At 63.7% G+C, this 18908-nt stretch carries 16 protein-coding genes and 1 pseudogene; 7 read left to right on the forward strand and 10 right to left on the reverse strand.

The window, feature by feature from the left end; translation table 11 throughout:
* Window positions 1–9 precede the first annotated feature (9 nt).
* The 7 genes from infB to HV770_RS02140 form a co-directional block, all read right to left on the reverse strand.
* Window positions 10–2973 (reverse strand): translation initiation factor IF-2, encoded by a 2964-nt coding sequence (infB, locus tag HV770_RS02110; RefSeq protein WP_175157858.1) that lies wholly within the window; start codon window positions 2971–2973, stop codon window positions 10–12.
* A 94-nt stretch (window positions 2974–3067) separates the two neighbouring features.
* On the reverse strand, window positions 3068–4543 hold the full coding sequence (gene nusA / locus HV770_RS02115) for a transcription termination factor NusA (protein ID WP_121318627.1): 1476 nt from the start codon (window positions 4541–4543) through the stop codon (window positions 3068–3070).
* The gene (gene rimP / locus HV770_RS02120) at window positions 4540–4998 is read right to left on the reverse strand and encodes a ribosome maturation factor RimP (RefSeq protein WP_121318629.1); all 459 of its coding nucleotides are present in this window, start codon (window positions 4996–4998) and stop codon (window positions 4540–4542) included. Before rimP ends, nusA begins: the two co-directional genes overlap by 4 nt.
* A gap of 516 nt (window positions 4999–5514) precedes the next feature.
* Complete coding sequence (gene rluB / locus HV770_RS02125) at window positions 5515–7362, reverse strand: 23S rRNA pseudouridine(2605) synthase RluB (protein WP_175157859.1); 1848 nt, start codon at window positions 7360–7362, stop codon at window positions 5515–5517.
* 63 nt (window positions 7363–7425) lie between these two features.
* Entirely contained in the window at window positions 7426–8415 is a 990-nt protein-coding gene (scpB, locus tag HV770_RS02130) for an SMC-Scp complex subunit ScpB (protein WP_175157860.1), read from the reverse strand.
* A 358-nt stretch (window positions 8416–8773) separates the two neighbouring features.
* Window positions 8774–9997, reverse strand: a complete 1224-nt coding sequence (locus HV770_RS02135; RefSeq protein WP_175157861.1) for a pyridoxal phosphate-dependent aminotransferase — start codon at window positions 9995–9997, stop codon at window positions 8774–8776.
* Window positions 9998–10219: 222 nt separating this feature from the next.
* Window positions 10220–11122: a LysR family transcriptional regulator gene (locus HV770_RS02140; protein ID WP_175157862.1), complete on the reverse strand. Its 903-nt coding sequence runs from the start codon at window positions 11120–11122 to the stop codon at window positions 10220–10222.
* A gap of 406 nt (window positions 11123–11528) precedes the next feature.
* Here HV770_RS02140 and HV770_RS02145 point away from each other — a divergent pair.
* Both HV770_RS02145 and HV770_RS38395 read left to right on the forward strand, forming a co-directional pair.
* Window positions 11529–11924, forward strand: a pseudogene (locus tag HV770_RS02145) (transposase); the annotation flags it as partial.
* A 307-nt stretch (window positions 11925–12231) separates the two neighbouring features.
* Window positions 12232–12486: a hypothetical protein gene (locus HV770_RS38395; protein ID WP_246290678.1), complete on the forward strand. Its 255-nt coding sequence runs from the start codon at window positions 12232–12234 to the stop codon at window positions 12484–12486.
* Window positions 12487–12821: 335 nt separating this feature from the next.
* Here HV770_RS38395 and HV770_RS02150 read toward each other — a convergent pair whose 3' ends face one another.
* Window positions 12822–13133 carry a hypothetical protein gene (locus tag HV770_RS02150; protein ID WP_121318645.1) on the reverse strand — a complete coding sequence of 104 codons (312 nt, stop codon included), beginning with the start codon at window positions 13131–13133 and terminating at the stop codon, window positions 12822–12824.
* Window positions 13134–13397: 264 nt separating this feature from the next.
* Here HV770_RS02150 and HV770_RS02155 point away from each other — a divergent pair, with 264 nt between their 5' ends.
* From HV770_RS02155 to HV770_RS02165, 3 genes are all read left to right on the forward strand, one after another.
* Window positions 13398–14117 carry a YdcF family protein gene (locus tag HV770_RS02155; protein ID WP_425497363.1) on the forward strand — a complete coding sequence of 240 codons (720 nt, stop codon included), beginning with the start codon at window positions 13398–13400 and terminating at the stop codon, window positions 14115–14117.
* 283 nt (window positions 14118–14400) lie between these two features.
* Window positions 14401–14637, forward strand: coding sequence for a hypothetical protein (locus HV770_RS02160; protein ID WP_175157864.1), 237 nt, complete (start codon window positions 14401–14403; stop codon window positions 14635–14637).
* A gap of 288 nt (window positions 14638–14925) precedes the next feature.
* Window positions 14926–15183 (forward strand): hypothetical protein, encoded by a 258-nt coding sequence (locus HV770_RS02165; protein ID WP_007182306.1) that lies wholly within the window; start codon window positions 14926–14928, stop codon window positions 15181–15183.
* Window positions 15184–15285: 102 nt separating this feature from the next.
* Here the strand turns inward: HV770_RS02165 and HV770_RS02170 are convergent, their stop codons facing one another.
* Window positions 15286–15576: a putative quinol monooxygenase gene (locus HV770_RS02170; protein WP_121318652.1), complete on the reverse strand. Its 291-nt coding sequence runs from the start codon at window positions 15574–15576 to the stop codon at window positions 15286–15288.
* Window positions 15577–16137: 561 nt separating this feature from the next.
* On the opposite strand from HV770_RS02170, the gene HV770_RS02175 reads away from it, so the two are divergent.
* Window positions 16138–17433: an EAL domain-containing protein gene (locus tag HV770_RS02175; RefSeq protein ID WP_175158029.1), complete on the forward strand. Its 1296-nt coding sequence runs from the start codon at window positions 16138–16140 to the stop codon at window positions 17431–17433.
* Between the two features lie 18 nt (window positions 17434–17451).
* On the opposite strand, the gene arfB is transcribed toward HV770_RS02175, so the two are convergent.
* Window positions 17452–17856, reverse strand: coding sequence for an alternative ribosome rescue aminoacyl-tRNA hydrolase ArfB (gene arfB / locus HV770_RS02180; protein WP_175157865.1), 405 nt, complete (start codon window positions 17854–17856; stop codon window positions 17452–17454).
* A gap of 174 nt (window positions 17857–18030) precedes the next feature.
* On the opposite strand from arfB, the gene HV770_RS02185 reads away from it, so the two are divergent.
* Window positions 18031–18672 (forward strand): VC0807 family protein, encoded by a 642-nt coding sequence (locus HV770_RS02185; protein ID WP_175157866.1) that lies wholly within the window; start codon window positions 18031–18033, stop codon window positions 18670–18672.
* Window positions 18673–18908: the final 236 nt, after the last annotated feature.

Consider the following 18908-nt stretch of genomic DNA (forward strand, 5'->3'; position numbering starts at 1 on the left):
TCGCGTGAATTACAGCGAACGCGCGACTTCGGTGACCTCGAAGACTTCGAACTGATCGCCTTCGACGATGTCGTTGAAGTTCTTGATCGACATACCGCACTCGAAGCCCTGACGGACTTCCTTCACGTCGTCCTTGAAGCGCTTGAGCGAATCGAGCTCGCCCGTAAAGATGACGACGTTGTTGCGCAGCACGCGCACCGACGACGAGCGCTTGACGAAACCGTCCGTGACCATACAGCCGGCCACCGCGCCGATCTTCGGTACCTTGAAGACCTGGCGCACTTCGACCGTGCCCGTCACGACTTCGCGCTTCTCCGGTGCCAGCATGCCTGACATCGCGGCCTTCACGTCATCCACTGCGTCATAGATGATGTTGTAGTAGCGAATGTCGACGCCGTTGGATTCCGCCAGCTTGCGAGCTTGGGCATCCGCACGGGTGTTGAAGCCGATGATGACCGCCTTGGAAGCCGTGGCCAGGTTGACATCGGACTCGCTGATGCCGCCCACGGCGCCGTGGACGATCTGCACGCGCACTTCGTCGGTCGACAGCTTGAGCAGCGACTGGACCAAAGCTTCCTGCGAACCCTGCACGTCGGCCTTGACGATGAGCGGCATGTACTGCACTTCGCCTTCGCCCATCTGTTCCAGCATGTTCTCGAGCTTCGCGGCCTGTTGCTTGGCCAGCTTGACGTCGCGGAACTTGCCTTGACGGAACAGCGCGACTTCACGCGCCTTGCGGTCATCCGGCATGACGATGACTTCTTCGCCTGCTTGCGGGACTTCCGACAGACCCTGGATTTCGACCGGGATCGACGGACCGGCAGACTTGGTCGGCTTGCCGGTTTCGTCGAGCATGGCTCGCACGCGACCGTAAGCGCTACCCGCCAGCACCACATCGCCGCGGTTCAGCGTACCCGACTGGACCAGGATCGTTGCGACCGGGCCCTTACCCTTATCGAGCTTCGCTTCGATGACCAGACCCTTGGCCGGCGCCTCGACCGGCGCCTTCAGTTCCAGCACTTCGGCTTGCAGCAGCACGTTTTCGAGCAGATCGTCGATGCCCGCGCCGGTCTTGGCCGACACCGACACGAACGGCGAATCGCCACCGTATTCTTCCGGCACGACGCCTTCCGCGACGAGTTCCTGCTTCACGCGTTCCGGATTCGCATCCGGCTTGTCGATCTTGTTGATCGCAACGACGAGCGGCACGCCGCCTGCCTTCGCATGGGCAATCGCTTCCTTCGTCTGCGGCATCACGCCGTCGTCGGCTGCGACTACCAGAATCACGATGTCGGTTGCCTTCGCACCGCGGGCACGCATGGCCGTAAAGGCTTCGTGACCCGGCGTGTCGAGGAACGTGATCACGCCTCGCGGCGTTTCGACGTGGTAAGCGCCGATGTGCTGCGTAATGCCGCCCGCTTCGCCCGCTGCAACCTTCGCGCGGCGGATGTAGTCGAGCAGCGAGGTCTTGCCGTGGTCGACGTGACCCATGACCGTGACGACCGGCGGACGCGGCAATGCTTCCGCATCGGACACTTCGCCTTCGACCAGCATCGCTTCCGGATCGTCCAGCTTGGCCGCCACCGCGTGGTGACCCAGTTCCTCGACGATGATCATCGCCGTTTCCTGGTCCAGCATCTGGTTGATCGTGACCATCTGGCCGAGCTTCATCATCGACTTGATGACTTCCGAGGCCTTCACCGCCATCTTGTGTGCCAGATCGGCGACCGTGATGGTTTCCGGCACGTGCACTTCACGCACGATCGGTTCGGTCGGCGCCTGGAACGTGGTGTTCTGATCCTGATGCTTGCCGCGACCCTTCGGGCCGCCGCGCCAGCCGCGATCGACACCGCCGCTCGAATCGCCACGCGTCTTGATACCACGGCGCTTCGCTGCGTCGTCCTGCCAGCTGCCCTTGCCGCCGCCCGGCTTCTTCTTGTCACCGGCGGACGGTGCGCTCGGGGATGCCGGCGCCGCAGCAGCCGGCTTCTTCGCAGCCGGACGCACCGGTGCTTCGCCTGCCGGACGTGCGGGCTTGTGCAGCGTGCCCTTGGCTTCCGCGGCCTTGGCCGGCTCGACGGGCTTCGGTGCCGGTTCCGGCGCCTTGACCTGTGCCTTGCGCGGCGTGTTCATCATTTCGCGAATTGCGCGTGCTTCGGCTTCCGCCGCGGCACGGCGCTTCGCGATTTCTTCCTGCTCGGCACGCGCTTTCTCCGCGGCCTGACGCGCTGCGTCTTCCGCCTTCTTCGCAGCTTCGCGTTGCGCAGCGCGTTCCGCCGCTGCGCGTTCGTCGTCCTGCTCGCTTTCCTTGGCGAGCACCGGCTCCGCTGCCTTGGCAGCCACCGGCTCCGCCTTCGCGACTACCGGCTGCGCGACTTGCGCCGCCTGCTGCACCTTCTCGCGTGCCGCCGCCTCGACGGCAGCCGCTGCGCGCTTCTTCGCCGCTTCTTCCTCGGCGCGACGGCGCTCGGCTTCGGCAGCCTGCTCACGCGCCTGACGCTCGGCTTCTTCGCGTTCGAGTTGTTCCTGGCGGGCCTTCAGCTCCTGGGCCTGCTTTTCGAGCAGCTCAGCTTCGTGACGAGCTTCCTCTTCACGACGCTGAAGTTCCAGATCGTCGACCTCGGCGCCTTCGGCCGCATGATTCGATGCATCTCCGCCTTCGGCGGAGGTTTCGTCGCGGCGGACGAAAGTGCGCTTCTTGCGCACCTCGACCTGAATGGTGCGAGCTTTACCCGTCGCATCGGATTGCTTGATTTCCGACGTATGCCGTTTCGTCAGCGTGATCTTGCGCTTGTCCGCATCAGTCGAGCCGTGAGACTTGCGCAAGTGGTCGAGCAGACGCGCCTTGTCCGCCTCGGACAGGTTGTCGTCTTCGCTCGCTTTTGTGACGCCCGCCGCCTGCAGCTGCTCGAGCAGCACGCCTGCAGGCATTTTCAGTTCCGCGGCAAATTGGGCTACGTTGTTACTCGCCATTCATTCCTCTTAATGCAAGGACCGATTCCTTGCGGTTAGCATCGTGTCATGCGGCCTAACGGCCGCGTTCAATTTAGTGCGCCATGGTCATTTCTCACTGGAACCAGTGTTCACGTGCTTTCATGATCAACGCCTTAGCGGCATCCTCTTCCATACCGGTCATCTCGACCAGTTCATCCACGGCCAGCTCGGCGAGTTCGTCGCGCGTCTGGACCTGGTGTTCAGCCAGCTTCGCGAGCAGGTCGGCATCGATGCCGTCCAGGCTCTTCAGGTCGAGTGCTACATTTTCGACCTTTTCTTCATTCGCGATCGCCAACGTCAACAGCGCGTCGCGCGAGCGATTACGCAGTTCGTGAACGGTGTCTTCGTCGAATGCTTCGATTTCGAGCATTTCGTTGAGCGGCACATAGGCGATCTCTTCGAGGCTCGTGAAGCCTTCGTCGATCAGGATGTCGGCGACTTCTTCGTCGACATCGAGACGCGCCATGAACAGGTCGCGCAATACACCGCGTTCCTGATTCTGCTTCTGCGCAGATTCGTCCGGCGTCATGATGTTGATCTGCCAGCCGGTGAGTTCGCTGGCAAGACGCACGTTCTGGCCGCTGCGGCCGATCGCGACCGCCAGTTCGTTTTCGTCTACGACGACGTCCATCGAGTGCTTTTCTTCATCGACGACGATCGACTGGACGGCTGCCGGCGCGAGCGCGCCGATCACGAACTGTGCGGGATCTTCCGACCATAGCACGATGTCGACGTTTTCGCCACCGAGCTCGTTACGCACCGCCTGCACGCGCGAACCGCGAATGCCGACGCAGGTGCCGATCGGATCGATGCGCTTGTCATACGCGACCACGCCGATCTTCGCGCGCACGCCCGGATCGCGGGCAGCAGCCTTGATTTCGAGCAGGCCCTGTTCGATTTCCGGCACTTCCATCTCGAACAGCTTCATCAGGAATTCGGGTGCCGTACGCGACAGCTCGATCTGCGGACCGCGTGCGGTGCGATCGACCTTTGCGATGTAGGCGCGCACGCGGTCGCCCACGCGCAGGTTTTCCTTCGGAATCAACTGGTCGCGGCGCAGCAGCGCTTCGACACGGCCGGTTTCGACGATGAAATTGCCCTTGTCGAGACGCTTCACCGAGCCGGTCATGATGTGCTCGCCGCGCTCGAGGAAGTCGTTCAGAATCTGCTCGCGCTCCGCGTCGCGCACCTTCTGCAGGATTACCTGCTTGGCAGCCTGCGCCCCGATACGGCCGAATTCGATCGACGGCACCGGTTCTTCGATGTACTCGTCGAGTTGGATCTCTGGCTTCTGCTCACGTGCTTCGAACAGCAGAATTTCCTGATCCGGTTCCTGCAAACCGGCTTCGTCCGGCACCACTTTCCAGCGGCGAAACGTTTCGTGCTCGCCGCTTTCACGGTCGATATGGACGCGGATATCCGCATCTTCTTCGAAGAGTTTCTTGGAGGCCGAAGCGAGAGCCGCTTCGAGCGCGGCAAATACCACGTCTTTGTCGACATTCTTCTCGCGTGCCAGCGCATCCACCAGCATCAACACTTCGCGACTCATTGTTTGCGGCTCCTAAAGTCAACTTTCGGAACGAGGCGTGCTTTGTCCATGTCCGCGAGTGTGAAATCGAGCATCGCGGCGCCTTCCTTCCCTTCAAATTCCAGACCGATCGTTTCGCCTTGCGGAGCATGCAGGATGCCCCGGTACGATTTCCGTCCGTCCAATGGCTTTTTCAATGTGATAACCACTTCGCTGCCTGCGAAGCGTTCGAAATCCGCCAGTTTTTTCAGCGGGCGGTCGAGACCCGGCGACGATACTTCAAGCCGCTCGTAATCGATATTTTCGACCGTCAGGACGTGCTGGAGCTGACGCGTGACTTTCTCGCAGTCTTCGATCGCGATGCCGGCCGGCTGGTCGATATAGATGCACATCATGCCGCGCCCGGTGCGCTCGAGATCGACGAGCTCGTAGCCGAGTCCCACGACCGTGGTTTCAATCAGTTCCGTCAGTTGCACAGTGCCCTCTTAGATGTTCGCGCAGCGAGCCTGCCGCTTGTTTTGCAAACAATCAATGCGGGCCGTGCGCCAAGCCGGCGCACGTTCGTGCGAACCCGAGATGCCGAACCACGATGAACTGAGCGGCAAAAAAAAATGGGCTAAACGCCCATCATCTTATTACCGGTGGTCGCACCTGAGCCGCACATGAAAAGCCGCACGCCCAGCGACTCCGCGATTGTAGCCATTTTTCGGGACAAACGCAAACCGCAGAACGCCGTACGAAGCGCATTTCCGCTTGATTTCATGGGAATCTTTCGACGCCGCGGCGGCCTCGCGGGCCTTTTGCGGAGCGGCTGATGCCGCTCTGCAAAAGGCCCGACAAGCGGGGCGGCTAAACCCTGCCCCATTTTCCGCCGCATCGCAGTTTTACGCGCAGCATAAAACTGTGGCATTCATCGATCGAATCCGACGGCGGCCGCGAAAATCGTCAAGGAACGATACGCTGCCGGCCGTCATACCTGTTATTCCGGTTATTCAACGACCGCGCGTACGGCCGCGCGGCGCGCCGCTGCCGCGATTAGCGCCGCCCGCGTTGGCATTCCCGCCGCCCGCGCGATTCGCGTTGCCGCCACGATTGCCTCCGGGGCCACGATTGCCGCCGCCCGGATTGGCAGTGTTGCCACCGGCACGCTTGCCGCCGCCAGCACGATTGCCAGCGCCTGACGGCGCGCGATTGCCATCGACCTCACGGCCGCCGCGCGGGCCGGCGGCACCGCCGCCCAACGCGCTGCCGAAGCCACCAGCGCCACGGCCCGCGCCGCGGTTGCCGTAACCGGTGCCCGCGCCGCCGCCGAAGCCGCCGCCCGCCGCACCGCGGCGGCCCTGACCCTGGCCGCGCGGCTGCTGTTCGAACCGGCTATGCGACATCAGCACGGGTTCGCGATTGATGAAGCCCATCGAGGTTTGCATCGGATCCGGCTGCTTGCGCTCTGGCGCGGAGCTGCGGCCGCCGCGCTCCTCCGTCGGCGCCTTCAGACCAACCGACGCCATCAGCGTGCGCACCTGGTTGTCTTCGAGTTCTTCCCAACGACCGCGCTTGAGACCCTTCGGCAGCGAGATCGGACCGTGACGCGTACGGATCAGGCGGCTGACCATCAGGCCGGCCGCTTCGAACATACGGCGCACTTCGCGGTTGCGCCCTTCGGCGAGCGCGACGTGGTACCAATGATTGGTGCCCTCGCCGCCGCCGTCGCGAATGCGCAGGAAGTTGGCCGGACCGTCCTCCAGCTCGACGCCGTGCAGCAGCTTTTGACGCATGCCTTCGGCCAGTTCGCCGACCACCCGCACCGCATATTCGCGCTCAACGCTGTAGCGCGGGTGCATGAAGCGGTTCGCCAGATCGCCCGACGTGGTCAGCATCAGCAAACCTTCAGTGTTGAAGTCGAGGCGGCCGACCGCGAGCCACTTGGCGGTCTTCATCGGCGGCAGTTTGTCGAACACCGACGGACGGCCTTCCGGGTCCGCGTGGCTGACGATTTCGCCGGTCGGCTTGTGATACAGCAGCACGCGCGGCGGCTTGTTGGCCAGCTTGCGCTTGACCGGCTTGCCGTTGATACGGACCTGATCGGTCGGCATGATGCGCTGGCCAATGTGAGCCGGCTCGCCGTTCACCGACACGCGGCCGGCCACGATCAGCTCTTCCATGTCGCGGCGCGAACCCATGCCCGCTTCGGCCAGCACCTTGTGCAGCTTCGGCGCGTCGTCGTCCGCGGCCAGCACACGCTTGGGCGCAGCCGGCTTGCCACGACGAAGCATCGGGGCGCGCACGCCGCCGGTCGCGCTGTTGTCCGCGTCGAACGCCGGAGATGTCACGTACGAGAACAGATCGTCCTGACCGGCTTCCGCGCCCGCCGCTGCCGGCACCTCGCCGCCGCGGCGGTTCTGGCGCTGCCCGTCCTCACGCGGCTGACGCTCGCGCTGACCTTCACGAGGCGCGCCTTCGCGCTGACCACCCTCGCGCTTTGCGGCGCCCGCCTGGGCATTGCGCCGCGAGCCTTGGCCCTTGGCGCCTGCATCCTTACGGGGCATGCGCACCTGCGCGACCACTTCGCCGTCCGGCGGCGCCTCGGTGACGACCGACGCCGCTGGCGCGGGCACGCCTTCGGCGCCCTTCGTCTTCGCGCCGGCGCGGCGCCGCGCGATCAGGCTGCGCGGTCCGCGACGCAGGCCGCGGCGCGGACGGTCTTCGCCGTCTGCTTCCGCGGTCTGCGCCGGGCGCTCGCCCTCGCCTGCCGACGCTTGCGTGTTGCGCGTTTCGTCGGCCCGTGCCGACGGCACGGCGCGCTCGGATTCGGACGAATCGGTGTCGTGGGTATGTGTCAAAACAACCTCAAAATGTCAGGTCGCGCACGCCCGTTGCGGGCGTGGCAAAAAAGTTCGGTTACGTCAGGCGCTGCGCGACTCGGGTTCGTCGTCGGTCAGAATGCCTGCGTCCTGCGCGGCATCGCGACGATCTTCAGGATCGCCTTGCGCCGCCGTGGTCGGATTCGGCTCGGCGGCGCGCTCCGTATTGCGGAGTACGCCCGAGTCGTGCGCGGGTGTTGCCGGATCGGCCTGGGGGACCGGATCATCATGCTGTGCTGACCCGGCGATGCCGGCCTGCGGTGCTGCGTCTGCCGTTTCGGCATGTTCTTGTGCGCCCGGCGCGTCGACCGTGTCCGGATGCGGCTGCGGCGTCGGCGTGACGTCTGCGGCATTCCCGGCCGCTTCGGTTTCGGCACTCTCTGCCCCTGTCACCTCGGCCGGCGGCACCTCGGGCTGATCCGCGACTTCGCCTTCTTCGCTCGTCGCCACATTCTGCGCGGCCTCGATGTCGGTGAATTCGATCGCATGCTGACCGAGCAAATCCGCGTTCAGTTGGGCCGACGGGTCCGCGAGCGGCGGCAACTCGTCGAGCGCGGTCAGACCAAGGTCGTCGAGAAACTGCCGCGTGGTTGCGTACAGCGCCGGACGCCCCGGCACGTCGCGATGACCGATCACCTCGATCCAGCCGCGATCCTCCAGTTGCTTGACGACCTGCGTATTCACCGTGACACCGCGAATTTCTTCGATATCGCCCCGCGTGACCGGCTGCCGGTAGGCAATGATCGCGAGCGTTTCGAGCACCGCGCGCGAATATTTCGGCGGTTTTTCCGGATGTAAGCGATCCAGGTACGAACGCATCGCGGGCTTGCTTTGAAACCGCCAGCCCGATGCCAGCCCGACCAGCTCCACACCACGCCCAGACCAGTCCTGCTTGAGGTCTTCGAGCAAGTTCCGAACGGTGTCTGCCGACACGCCGTCGGCAAAGAGCTTGCGCAATTCGCCGAGCTTTAACGGCTCCTGCGCGCAGATCAAGGCAGTCTCGAGGACGATCTTCGCCTCTTGGGTATTCATGCAGCTAGGTCAGACCCTGTGGTCAAAGAACCGGATCAAACAGACGATGTGGAACTGAAGACGCGCTCGCCCGATTCTGATCGGTCATATTGATGGGAGCACGCACCGGGGGGTGGCGAAACAGACTATCGAGCCAAACCCAGCCGGACGGAGCAGCGATGTTCCTGGAAGGAATCGCGTGACTGAGCGCCATATTACGCAAAAACAATCGGTGCGTAAAGACGAAACCCCTCGCGCATTTTCCGATTGCGCTCCGGCCGGTGTATCCGAGTGCAAAAGCAGAGGTGTCTTGTCAGAAACTCCGCTTTTTTGATTAGGCGTTTTCAGCTGGCCGGCCGGACCTTTCCCCAAACGTCCACTAAACCCCGCCGGACCGCGTCAGAAATAGCTTCAGACGCTCGACGCCCGCGTCCAGCCGCGCCGTATCGCACGCATAGCACCAGCGCACGAAACCCTCACCCTGCGGCCCAAACGCGCTGCCGGGCGCCACGCCCAGCCCGACTTCGCGCACCAGCGCCTTACATAGTTCGAGGCTGTGCGACGCGCCAGGCATCGAGAAAAACAGATACATCGCGCCAGGCGGTGCCTTGACGTCGACCCCCGGCACCGCGGACAGCGCGCGCACCAGATGATCGCGCGAAGCCTTCAAGTCGAGCACCAATTCCTGCGTGAACCGCTCGCCCTGCTGGACCGCTGCGATGCCGGCCTGCTGGACGAACGACGGCGCACATGATGTGTTGTACTCGACCAGCTTGGCCAGATCCTCCATCAATGCGGTTGGCGCCACGATCCAGCCGAGCCGCCAGCCGGTCATCAGCCACGCCTTCGAGAACGAGTTCACGCAGATCACGGGTTCATCGCGGCCGGCCAGATCGAGGAACGACGGCGCGGTGCGCGCAGGCGCGCCGGTCGAGGCCGCGTCGACGTCCGCGTAATAGAGCCGCTCGTAGACTTCGTCCGCGACGATCCAGATGCCGTGGCGCCGGCAATGGTCGAGCACAGTGCGTTGATCGTCGCGGCTCATCACCCAGCCGGTCGGATTGTTCGGCGAATTGATCATCAGCATTCTGGTGCCGGGTGTCAGCGCCGCCAGCAATTGCTCGACGTCGAGCTGCCAGCCGCGTTCGCCATAGCCCAGCGCAACCGTTTCCACGTGCGCACCCAGAATTTTAGGAATTTCGACCAGATTCGGCCACAGCGGGGTCACCGCAACGACGCGATCACCGGCGCCCACGACCAGTTGCGCGGCGAGCATCAGCGCGTTGACACCGGCGCTCGTCACCGCGACGTGGTCCGGCGAAGTCGCGCCGTGCAGTTCGCCGACGTAGCTCGCGAGCGCCGCGCGCAACGGCGCAATGCCCAGGTTATGCGTATAGAACGTAGCTCCGGCGGCCAGCGCGGTGCTGGCGGCGTCGCGGATGAAAGCGGGCGTGACCCGGTCGGACTCGCCGAACCAGAACGGCAGGACGTCTTCAACGCCAAAGCCGGCATTGGCGACTTCACGGATCTGCGAAGAACGCAGCGCGCGCACGGCCTCGCGCGCATTCGGGATGGAGGGCACAGGCAGGTCCAAATCGCTCATCGAGACTTCCAGACAGGTGAAAGGTAAAGGCTGACGTTCAGGGAAGGCGCCAGTTTAGCGCGGTGCCCGCTTCGGCAGCGGCGAGCTCGGCGGGCTGCGCGTGTGGGAGGAGGACGGTCCCCGCAAGCGTCGAGGTTCACGCCGCTGCGCGGAACCCCTTCCACGCTCTATCCGCCGTCGCGAGACTGAAGTCGATCCGACCAGACTCATCGCACGACCGGACTAACTCAAATCCTCTGCCCGCCCCGGTAGTTGACGGATCAAGTCCCACACCGCCTCCGCCGCCGGCGACAACGAACGGTCGCGCCGGCGCACCAGTTCGACCCGGCGCTCCGCGCGCGGCACGAGCGGCCGCGCGACCAGCGACGCCCCTGCCGGCAGCGGCAAAGCGAGCCACGGCAGCACGCTGACGCCGACGCCCGCTTCGACCAGCCCGAAAACGGTCGCAGAATGCCCCAACTCCTGCACCACGGTAGCGCTCACACCGTGCTCCTGCATCACGGCGTCGATGATCGGTCGGCTGCCCGACGCGTAATCGAGCATCACGAGTTGCTGACCTTCGAGGTCGGTCCACGCAACCTGGCGGTGCGCGGCGAGCGGATGGTCGTCGCGTGTGACCACGCAGAACGAATCCGTCATCAGCGATTCGCTGAGCAGATCGTCGGCGGTGAAGGGGCCGATGATCACGCCGAAATCGACCTCGCCCGACTTGACCTTGCGCACCACGTCGCTCTGCACGTCGTCGCGCAAGCCCAGCGTGATATAGGGAAATTGCCGCCCGCACGATGCCACGATGCCCGGCATCAGCCGGCAGGCCACGGTCGGGCTGGCGGCCACCACCACGCGTCCGCGCCGCTGCTCGCCGATTTCGCGGATCTCGCGCAGCGCGTCGTCGAGGTCCGACAGCAAACGCGACACGCTCGACACCAGATTGCCGCCGACGTCCGTGAGTTGCACCTCGCGCGTCGTGCGATCGATCAGCTTGAGGCCGATCTCGCCTTCGAGTTCGCGCACGCAGCGGCTCACCGCGGATTGCGTCAGGCCGATTTCATCGCCGGCCCGGCTGAAACTCTGCAGGCGCGCGACCTCGATGAAAACCCTGAGCTGACGCAGCGTCACATTCATTTACCAACCTCATTAATAACTTCATTTGATGCGCATTGTAAGGCCAAAAGGGTGCCGCAGCATGGAGCTAGCCGTCTCGCTGCGATGCAGCAATACGGCGCGAACGCACGCAGGCCGGGCCTGGTTGCACAAGATTGGTGATTGTCCCGATTTGCGAGATGGGTTTTTTGGATTCTTATACGCCCCTAGCTGGCGCCTGCGCTGGCCCGCCGTCACAGGGCTTCGGGGCGATCGGAATCAACTTGGCACGCTTCCTGCATTTGCATGAATACAGGGTCGGCGCCATGACTTCTGACTGCATAGCAGCCGTGGCAGCCCGATCCCCTTGGCACTCGCCTATCGAGTGCATGGAGAGTGCGCGGCGCGGGGCAGCGCACCGGAGTTAGCTTCGCTGAGGTGAAACATGATGCTGTTCGACGATTTGAGAGACAACGAGTGGGCGCTGGTCGAGGCTTTGTTCTGCGCTGAACCGGCACGGAGCGAACGCCGCGGTCGGCCGCGCGTGGAAGCGCGAGCGGTCGTCAACGCCGTGCTTTGGGTGCTGTCGACGGGCGAAGGCTGGTCCAAACTGCCTGGCCGCTATCCGTCGCCGCCGACTTGCCGCCGTCGCTTCGACGAATGGCAAGCCGATGGTACGCTCGCCGAAATAGTTAAGCGACTCGGCACGAGCGGCCGTGAAATTTCGCTGCGCGGCCGCATCGGCGCGACTGCCGCGAAACCGCCGGCACCGCCGAGCCGCGACCGCCTGCGCGGCGCGTTCTGGACCAATCCGGAGTCGTGGCGCGCGCCGGTCAAGATGGCTTGACGCGTACTGTTTCACCTCCGGGCGCCTACGGGCGCCCGGCGTTTTATCCGGACCGCCGCGCGTGTCTCTACACAGCCCGCCGGCACCATCGTGGGCACCGCCGTCTGGCGCGCCCTCTTCAGTCGTCGCTTTCGCCCCGCCACCACTTGCGCAACCATCGCGCGCTGACTTGAGGCCAAATCAGCCGTGATGGCCTGTGGACGAAACATCCATTTACTATTAATTACAACGTGCTTTCGCGTCCCGGCATACCTTAGACGTATGCAAACAGGCCTCGAGTCGATCGGCTTGACGGGAGCTCCGCATGAAACCAATGTCACTGCTTCTGTGCGGCATTGTGATTTCATCAATGGCCGCACCGGCGTTCGCTCAGGAACGCCAACAGGCATGGAACTGGCGGCCGGATCGTTCGGCCACGCTTGAAGCGTGGCAACAGAGCCAGACGCGCAACCGCGATTTCACGCCGCCAGCGCCACGCGGCGACTTGCGCGGCGATATCGCGAGTAACGTGCGTGCGCGTCCGGATACGCCACGCGCAGAGCCAACGAGACATCGGTAGGTTTGCCCACTGGATCTGCGGGGGCATATCGGCTTGCCGTGATGGATGGTTTGCAGCGCAGCCACCAAGGATCATTGATGCCGGACGTGCAGCGAAAATAATCGGGGAACCACCGCCCCCTGTGCCAGTCTGACTTAACGCCATTAGCACAGCGTGGCAGTAGTAATTCCGGTACGCCCGTATCCTTGCGATACGGGCCTTTTTTGCTGAACGACGGCCGCCGACGCTCGAAGCGCCCCTCATTCCTGAATGACGGAAGCAAAAAGCCACCGCCAGCCGCGTGATGCGACCGGGTGATCGTATCGTTGACCGCCCCAACCCAAGCGAATTTGCGTTCAGAGAGCGGCGGTGGACCGCGCTTCGGCTGTTAAGACGGCGTATTCGTTCAATCGCTGCGCGCTCCAGCTCAGCAGACGCTCGTCATGCGCGAGCCGCGCGAACTCGGCTCTGCCGCGTTCCGTGAGCACGGCGATGTCGACAGGTGCATGAAAGCCTGGGGCCGGTGCGACGGTGCGCTGCCGAACCGTGTCCATCAGGCCCAGTGCGCGAAGATATTGAAACACGCCCGGCCGTCTGGCCCAGGGAACCTGACGATATTGCGCTCGCCGCAGCGCTTCAAGTACCGCTTCGTTGGAATACGTGGTCATCTCACTTCTTTCTTAAAGTGCAGCTATGACACATCTAGGCCCGACACGTCACCGCGCCACCAGTGACGCGCGTAGCACCCGCCCTTGGCTGGAAGCCGTCCGCCTTGCGGGCAGTGGCGAATCCGCCAGGTGCTGCCTGGTCTCGTTTTCGGAACCCCCGTCTGAACGGCGTTGCGTTCTGTCTACGAACCGACGATGCAACCGCTGCGGCGCGATAGCAAGCTCGTAGATTTGTCCCGAAAGACATACGTTACCCCATTTAAATTGATTCTATTCACTTTATTAGCGCTTTTTTTTGCAGCAATCGTGCTATGGAAGCGCGCCCGACGTCCTCTTGCGTTGTGCCTCGCCTTCCTCTTCTGGCTGCTCGCCGCGGGCTGGCTCACCGAGCCCTTGCTCGCGCTCGTTCAGCGCCCTCCGCAGAACACGACCGCCGCCAACTTCGCGCCACGCACGGCGATCATCCTGCTCGGCGGCGGCACGGTTTACAACGCCGATGACGTACTCGTACCGCCGCGCGATGTGCTTCGCCGCATCGCGGTCAGCGCGGAAAACTATGCGGCGTGCAAACGGACGGCGCTCATCTGCCAGGTAATCGTGAGCGGCGGCAATCCGCAGCAGCATGACGCGACCGAAGCCGATACCTATCTACCCTACCTGTTGCGCGAGCAGGTACCGCGCGCGGACATCGTGCTCGAAAACAGCAGCCTCACCACGTATGAAAACGCGCGCAACGTCTCGGCCATACTCGGGCAATCGCGTTATGACGCGGTGATACTCGTCACCTCTGCGTATCAGATGCCGCGTGCCCTGCTCGACTTCCATCGCTTCGGGCTCACGCCGCAACCCCTGATCTCCAGCGCAAGGCACGCCCATCTGGGTGTACTGCCTCGCTATGACAACCTCGTGAGTGCCGAGATCGCGTTGCATGAATTGATCGGGATAGCGCAATTTCATGTCTATCGCGCTATTGGCTGGTTCTGAACGCGCGAATGCGTTTGATGCAGCGCTCAGTTGGTTCGGGCGTTTATGCGTTTTAGTTAGCGATGCGAATTCTTTCAGATTCAGCTGAAGCACGGCTCTCTGATTTTCGCGTAACGTTCGAGTGGCCTGTCGTCTGCCAACCGCGCGCCGCCAATGACAAGGTGTAACAAATAGTTAGCCCCGTTACAGGCGGGCGGCTGGAGCGAAGATTGCTGGCTAGAATGCATTGTCTCTCCAACCGGACAGGCAACACGTGGGTCCACATCCATCTGCGGAGGTAACGATGAAAAAAATGTCCCTGGCGATCCTGGTTTCCCTCGGTGCGGTAACGGGCGCAGCGTATGCGCAAGACAACGGCATCATGACGAGCACCGATCCCGCCAAGGCCGCCGATATCGAGCAGCGCGCGCAAGATTTGCAAAACCGTCAGCAGGCGATGCAAAGCGCGCCGGCGATGCCCGAAAAGCATCACAAGATGTCGCCGCATCATCACAAGAAGGCCGACGCTTCCAGTTCGTAAGCGCAGTTGCACCGCGCACCCCGCGGCGGCTCCGCGAAGGGGAAAAGCCGAAGCCGGCACCGCCGGTTTCGGCTTTTTTGCTGTCTAATGGACTGGCAAAGGACTCGCGGGCATGGCCGGCGACATGCTGAAAGGGTCTCGCGGCCCATCGCACGCTCGCGCGAGCACGCCGCGCCGCCGACCCGCGCCGAGCCGTCGGCGCCCGGCTTTCGGTATGCTAAAGTCGCGCACCGACCGGCACCCAGCCGGAATCCCCTAACCCGTGCGCACCCTGGTGCGGAGGACAGCATGAGCAACATCCAGCTAGATATCGAATGGACCGAAGCAGCATCTCGCAAAATTGAAAAACTGATGCCGCGCGGCGGTCAGGAAGCGTTTCTCGCGCTGCCGCCCGTCGAATGCCTGCCGATGGAAGGCGACGTGCTGTTTCTCGGGCCGGACGGCAAGCAGCAACCGTTCATCGTGGCGGAACGCCAGTATCACCACGACGGCGACGCCGACTGGACCATCATCCTGATCCTCGACGTCCCGCAAGCCACCCACTAAAAGACAAACGGCGAGCGCCGCGTGGGCCGGGTCCGGCCTCATGGCTCACTCGCCGCCATCGCATTGCTTCGCCCGAGCATCCGGGCAATGCCTGCGCAACGCTTACGCGATCTTCGACACGACGCGAATTTCCGCGTGCTCGACCCAATCCGCCACCGCCTTTCTGTACGCGTCGATGTGCGCGGATTTCGCATGCGCCGCGAGCGCCTCCTGGCTTTCCCAACGCTCGACGAACACAAACCGCCGCGGCTCCTGCACGTCGCGATGCAAATCGTACTGAAGCACGCCCGCTTCCTTGCGTGTCGGCCCGACAATACCTTCGAGCGCCTGACGCAGTTGTTCTTCATAGCCCGGCTTCGCCACCGAGATTGCGACCACCGCGATTTCCGACATGCCTGCACTCCCTTTTCACGAAAAGCAGCAGCATACCCGCCGTGCGCCAAACCTGCTGGCGAGGACGACGCGACGCTGACGCGCCTGACGACGCCCCGTGGGGAGCCGATAAAAAAGCGCAATGGCGCGCAAAAACGTCTGAGCACCGCCCCAGCCTGGAGTTTGGCGGGCGGCCACTTGCCGCCCTGCTACGCTCGCTCCATGCAGGCTGTTCATTGCGATTGAGAATCGGTCTCGCGTGAGGCAAGCTCGTGCAAAACGCTCGCGCGCGATGCCTGCAACGCCATGCCGGACCGCGCTCGACGACCAGTCCGCGTAGCAATTTCCCGAGTCCAGCGTCTGTGATTACCCGCACATTCATGCGAATTGCAAACTGCTAGACTCGATTTGACTAATTTCGCCGGAGTCCAGCATGGCTGGCATCGCTCTACGCGTTCCCGAGCTCGACCGGTCTCGCCCTGCTTACGCCGGGGCTGTGCCTCCGTTGCGCGCCGCATGGATGTGCGCGCTCCGTCACCCGCTTGCCGCGACGTCTCCATGCCCAATCCCTCGCCCGCCTTTATGCCAACTGTCAGCGAAGTGACCCTGAGCGGCCTGCTCCCGCACTTGGTGCGCGGCGAGTCCGGATGGACCGCGACGTGGCGCGCGTTGACTTTGCACAGCGTGTTCCAGCCGGTGGTGTCGGTCACGCATCAATGCGTGGTCGGCTACGAGGGGTTGCTGCGCGCCTTCGATCCGGTCGGCCTGCCCGTCTCGCCCGAAGTGCTCTTTTCCGGCACCCGCTCGGCCGCCGACGCGCGCGAGCTCGATCGCATCGCGCGTTGTTTGCATGTCGCGAACTTCATGGAGCAAGGCATCACCACCGGCTGGCTGTTTCTGAACACGCGCCCCCAGGTGTTCGAGACCGGCTGGCCGCAGCGCGCCTTCATCGACGAGTTGTCCGCGCATTTCGGGCTGCCGCAGGAGCGCATCGTGATCGAAGTGCTCGAGCAACCCGCCGACGACGAATCCGCCGTCGCGAGCATGCTCGCCGCCTCGCAACCGCGCGACTTCCTGATTGCGATCGACGACTTCGGCACCGGGTTTTCGAACTTCGACCGCGTGTGGCGCTTTCGCCCCGACATCGTCAAGCTCGACCGTTCGCTGGTGGCGCGGGCAGGCAAAGGCGAAGGCGACGATTCGATGATCAGCCATCTGATCGCGATGCTTCACCAGTCCGGCACACTGGTGCTGGCCGAAGGCGTGGAGACCGACGAGGAACTGATGATCCTGATGCAGGCCGACGTCGATTTCGTACAGGGTTTCTGGCTCGGCCAGCCGAAAGGTTCGGTGCAGGCGGCCTGCGCGAAGGTGCCGGCGCTGGTCGAGTCGATCTGGAGCAAGTTCGCCGCTTACGAACGCGAGCACGCCGGCCATCCGCGGCTCGGCTTCGAAGGATTCGCGCAAGCGGTGCTGGCCGCCGCCGAAGAGTTCAAGGCAAGCGGTGATCTGCGTCTGGCGGCGCAAAAAGTGTGGCATCTGCGCGAGGCGCGCCGGGTGTTCATCACCGACGGACAAGGCGAGCAGACGCAGTCGTCGGTCACGGCCACCTCGGTGCCGCCGCCTCCGTTGCGGCTCGCTCCGCTCTACTCCGAGACGCGTAGCAACTGGTCGCGGCGCGCCTATTTCAAACACGCGCTCGCAGCACCGGGACGCGTCGCGATGATGGGGCCGCACTATTCGCTGGCTGATGGTCAGGACTGCTACACCGCGGCGATTGCGTTCGAACGCGACGGCATGCGTGTGCTGTGCGTCGACTTCGTGCCGAGCGCGTTGAATGCGGATGCGCATTCAACGGGGCGTGGGGGCAAGCGGTAGTTGCCAGCGTGCCGCTCGCTAGTCATCGACCCGGCCGCGGCCGGCTTTGATCTCGCCGCGTTTTGCCTTGCTGTCGAGACGGCGCCGGTTCGACGCGCGCGTCGGCCGGGTGGCGACACGCGACTTGCGCGTCACGCTGACGCTTTCGATCAGTTCGTCGAGCCGCGCCAGCGCCGCCGCGCGGTTCATCTCCTGAGTCCGATGCTCCTGCGCCTTGATAATCACCACGCCGTCACGCGTGAGCCGATGATCGGACAGTGCGAGCAGGCGCATCTTCAATACCTCCGGCAGCGACGACGCCTGCACGTCGAAACGCAGATGAATCGCGCTCGACACCTTGTTGACGTTCTGGCCGCCCGCTCCCTGCGCACGCACTGCGGTCAATTCGATTTCGTTCGGCGGGATCGGATAGCGGGATGTCATGAGAATGGTTCGAGGTGGGAAGCGTCAGTGTACACAGCGTAGGTGGGACCGCGCACAGGCGCTCGAAAGCCATGCGCTCCCGCCTGTCGGGCGCATCGGCCCATGGGAAAAACGATTTGCACCGCCTTCGCGTGTTCATCGATACTGCGTTCTCCATTTACAGCGCAAATTCACATGAAGCTCCGACCTGGTTTCGTGGTCGAACTGGCCGTCAATTTTCTGCTGCCGTGGCTCGCCTACCGGTTTTCGCTGCCGCATTTCGGCGAGACCGGCGCATTGATCGCCTCCGCCCTGCCGCCGATCGTCTGGAGCCTGGTCGAGCTGGCGCGCTTCCGACGCGTCGACGCGCTTAGCCTGATGGTCCTGGCCGGCATCGTGCTGTCGATCGCGGCGATGGCGTTCGGCGGGAGTCCCCGTGTGCTGCTGTTGCGCGAGTCGCTGGTGTCGGGCGCTGTCGGCGTAGTGTTCCTGCTGTCACTGCCGTTGCGCCGTCCGCTGATCTTCTATCTCGCACGCGCCACCGTCGCCCGCGAAATGGAGGGTGGCGCCGCACACTTCGAAGTGCTATGGCGTGAGCGGCCAGGCCTCGCCTCGTCGATGCGGCTGATGACGCTCGTCTGGGGCGCCGGCCTCACGTGCGAAACCGCCCTGCGTGCGTGGGTGGCGCTCACGTGGCCGATCGGGCGCTTTCTTGTCGTGTCGCCGTTCATCGGCTACGGCATCTACGGCGGCCTCGCGCTGTGGACGTTGTGGTATCGCAAGACGATGCGCAGTGGCGTCGATGAAAGTGTGCAGCCGGATGGGATGGGGGGATGAGTCGGCCTCTGGCAGTTTGAAACGGTTTGAGGCGTGGGGCTTGAATGCCCTGGACTCGCGCGTTCATTCGCACACACACACTCTCTCTCACGCTGGCCGAGCACGTTGCCCCCTCGCCGCGTGACCTGGAGCGATCGGGCGCCCATCGACATGGTCCGCACCGGCAGCTCCGAAGCATGCTATGGCCGTGCAACGCCGCCCGAACTCCGGCGCTGTCCAAACCACGCGTGAACGAC

It is taken from the genome of Paraburkholderia fynbosensis (assembly GCF_902859935.1).
Classification (GTDB): domain Bacteria; phylum Pseudomonadota; class Gammaproteobacteria; order Burkholderiales; family Burkholderiaceae; genus Paraburkholderia; species Paraburkholderia fynbosensis.